Annotated in this window: 1 protein-coding gene, 1 tRNA gene and 2 pseudogenes; 2 read left to right on the forward strand and 2 right to left on the reverse strand. The window is 61.0% G+C overall.

Going from position 1 to position 3,094, the window contains the following annotated elements; translation table 11 throughout:
- Positions 1 to 1,018 (reverse strand): annotated as a pseudogene (locus tag EOA22_RS29020) (PAS domain-containing sensor histidine kinase); the annotation flags it as partial.
- A 248-nt stretch (positions 1,019 to 1,266) separates the two neighbouring features.
- Between EOA22_RS29020 and EOA22_RS29025 the strand changes: the two are divergent.
- Entirely contained in the window at positions 1,267 to 1,725 is a 459-nt protein-coding gene (locus EOA22_RS29025; protein WP_013530255.1) for a phasin, read from the forward strand.
- 369 nt (positions 1,726 to 2,094) lie between these two features.
- Positions 2,095 to 2,171 (forward strand) — tRNA-His (locus EOA22_RS29030).
- A gap of 413 nt (positions 2,172 to 2,584) precedes the next feature.
- On the opposite strand, the pseudogene EOA22_RS29040 reads toward EOA22_RS29030, so the two are convergent.
- A pseudogene (locus tag EOA22_RS29040) lies at positions 2,585 to 3,094 on the reverse strand (FAD-dependent oxidoreductase); the annotation flags it as partial.

The raw sequence follows: 3,094 nt of genomic DNA on the forward strand, positions 1-3,094 counted from the left end.
CCGCGGAGGTGGACTGGACTTCCAGGGCCGCCGGTTCTTGAGGCGCTTCAGGTCCGGACGCAGCTGGTCGCGGCGCCTGTTCCCCTCCGTCCTCGCCGGCGTTGAAGTACCAATGGTCGTGTTGCGCCGGTGTGGGCTCTGCTGCCGCCTGATCGCTGTTGGCAGCCGTCGGCGCCTGCCCGATCACGTCGGTGATCGCATGCGGCTGCGATGCGGCGACGTCCTCGGTCGGCAGTGCGGCGCCTGGTTCCTCGGTCGGCGTCTCGCCACCCTGTTCCGGCTGCGAAGCCGCATCGCCAGCTGGTGCCGCCTCGGCAATGGTTTGCGTGAGGTGTTCGCCCGCAGGGGCTGTGTCGTCGAGCTGGTCCTCGTCGATCACCACCAGCAGATGCCGCTCCTCGGTCAATCTTGCCAGCCCCGCCGGGTAGGAGGCCGTGCCGCCCGGGACAAGGCGCTTGACGATGCGGTCGCTCTCGGCTGCGACGTCGGCAACCAGTGCTGCCAGCGTCTCCGGCAGGATGCCCAGTGCCGAAAATCCTTCCGAGGCCGCCTCAACGTTGCCCCTGGCATCGACAAAGGCGATGAAATGACCATCCTCGGTGAAGCCGCTAATGGCGCGCGCGGCGATTTCGCCGGCACTGCGTGACCCTGTCTGAGCCGCCGGCACTGCCAGCATGATCGCCTTCTCGGCGTCCGGCATGGTCACCGCACTGGCCAGGAAGCCGACGGCGCGGCTGGTCATGCCGGTCGCCAGCCGCACCATGATGGCGCGGTCGCTGCCAATCTCGGGAAATCCGCTGGTCGCCATGATCTGGCGCCTGGCGATCACGGGCAACTGCGCCGAGGCGCCTATGATCGCCTCGATGTCGGGATAACCGAACATCGCGGCTCCTGGCCCATTGGCCCAGATCACCTGCTCCAGATCCGCCGACAGGATCGCGATCGCGTCGCCTGCGGCAAAGCGCTGGCGGACCGCGTCGAGCACGGCGACATCAAGGAAGGAATATTCGGACGGCATGCGCTTGGCGGACCTCACGGAGCGGCGATTTTGCAGTTAACGCTTTGTTAATAAAAGCCGGAGGCGCGAAGGTCCACAAGCCAGAACGTGCAAAGGCTGGAATCTGGGCTCTTGGTTAACGGCCCAAAAGAAATTTATGGTGCACTGCAACAAAGATATTGCAATGCACAAAATTTGCCTTTATATTGCCATCATACATGAACGAGACGGCTTTCTGTCAAAGCCGCTGCCGCTGAAAAGGATGGAAAATGTCCAGGACCAAGACCGCCGAGACGATCGAAAACGTTGAATTCCCGAGCTTCGACGCTTCCAAGGCCACTGACCAGATTCGCGCTTTCGCCGAAAAGGGCGTTGAGCAGTCGAAAGAGGCTTATGCCAAGCTGAAGACCGGCGCCGAGGAGACCCAGAAGGCTCTGGAGTCGACCTACGAGACCGCCAAGACCGTTTCCAACGACCTGTCGCTCAAGACCATCTCCGCTTTGCGTGCCAATGCCGAGGCCGGTTTTTCCCACCTCGAAGCCCTGATCGGCGCCAAGTCGCTGTCGGAAGTCGTCGAGCTGCAGACCGCCTTCCTGCGCAAGCGCGTCGAATCGACCGTCGAGCAGGCCAAGGACTTCCAGGCCGTTGCCTCCAAGGCCGCCGAGGACGTCTCCAAGCCGATCAAGACCGCCTTCGAGAAGGCGATGAAGGAAATCAAGGTTGCCTAACATTTGCGCATGATCTGAAGATGCAACAAAAGGTCGCATTTTCTTAAAAACGATCAGGTGTATGATGGCAGCCATCAAGGAATACCCGGTGAGTGGAACCTCCTCCCTCTGCTCCCCGGGGTGACCAGCCAGCACCTCCTCCCGCTGGCTCGTAACAGGAAAAGGCCGGCACCTCCTCCCGCCGGCCTTTTTCTTTGTCCGTCGCCTGGTCCTTGCCTGCGCCTTCTTGCCGGGCGAATGCCGCGCCGATGTGGGGAAGTGACCTTTGCTTTCCAAAAGCCTTGAATTAGAATCCATAAGCCCGTAAGGACGCATCGCCGAACGACAGAGCGGCGGATGAGTTTCTGTTTCGATCCGCTCAGGCAACGTGCCGTTGTAGCTCAGATGGTTAGAGCGCCGGATTGTGGATCCGGAGGTCGCTGGTTCGATCCCAGCCAACGGTACCATAAATAGAGACATAATTTCAAAGACTTAAAGGCTTCTGGTTAGCTAGGCTGGCTTGGGTGTCGGTGCGTCTTATGGACGTGTACCATTCTGGTGCCATAGGGAGGCCGTCCAGCTATGACGGTCGACAAAATGGCGGTCAGCCGGGAGCGAACCCTGCCAATGACGTCAGCCGTCGTTTCGCCTGAGATCTTTGCGCAGCCAAAAAAGCCGTCGTCCACACGGAACCTTTGCTTGCGGAAACCGCAGGCCAAGTTGCTACCCTCTCGCCGGGAGCGGCATTGCTGGCCTGGTGGTGCGCCGATCTGGTTCCGACGCAAAAGCTGCGTTGGCCGCGGCCGGTGCCCTAATTCCCTTCTTGGCCAAGGCAGATACTCCAGCGTTCAGTTGGGCTCCAGTGCGTACCGCCTCATTTTCAGCAGCCCTGTATGAGGCGATCTCGAATCATCTCTGCAATCGGGATCGCCGAGGTGGCGGCGGGGGAAGGCGCGTTGCAGACGTGCAGCATGCGGTCCGTTTGTGCGAACAGGAAATCATGGATGAGGGCACCGTCCTTGCGCACGGCTTGCGCGCGGATGCCTGCTTCGTGCGGGAGCAGGTCGGCGAGCTTGAGGCTCGGACAGTATTTCCGGCACTCCTTCAGATAGCCTGGCTTCCAGAGCGAGTTGCGGAGTTCCGTTACCGCAGATCCGCGGTTGGCGAACACGGTTTTCCAGAAGCCGGGAAACAGCGCGTAGTCGGCCATGTCCGAAACATTGAACGAAAGCCGTGGATAGCCTTCGCGGGCAAAACCGATAACGGCATTCGGCCCGACCGTGACGCTGCCGTCGATCATCCGCGTCAGGTGCACGCCAAGGAAGGGCAGGGCTGGCTCCGGGACGGGATAGATCAGATGGCGGACAATGTCGTTCTTCTATGCGGGAAG

The organism is Mesorhizobium sp. M7A.F.Ca.US.014.04.1.1 (genome assembly GCF_003998745.1).
Classification (GTDB): Bacteria; Pseudomonadota; Alphaproteobacteria; order Rhizobiales; family Rhizobiaceae; genus Mesorhizobium; species Mesorhizobium ciceri.

What these genes read in the sequence shown, in the direction of transcription:
- EOA22_RS29025 (WP_013530255.1), top strand. Translation starts at nt 1,267, where the DNA reads ATGTCCAGGACCAAGACCGCCGAGACGATCGAAAACGTTGAATTCCCG.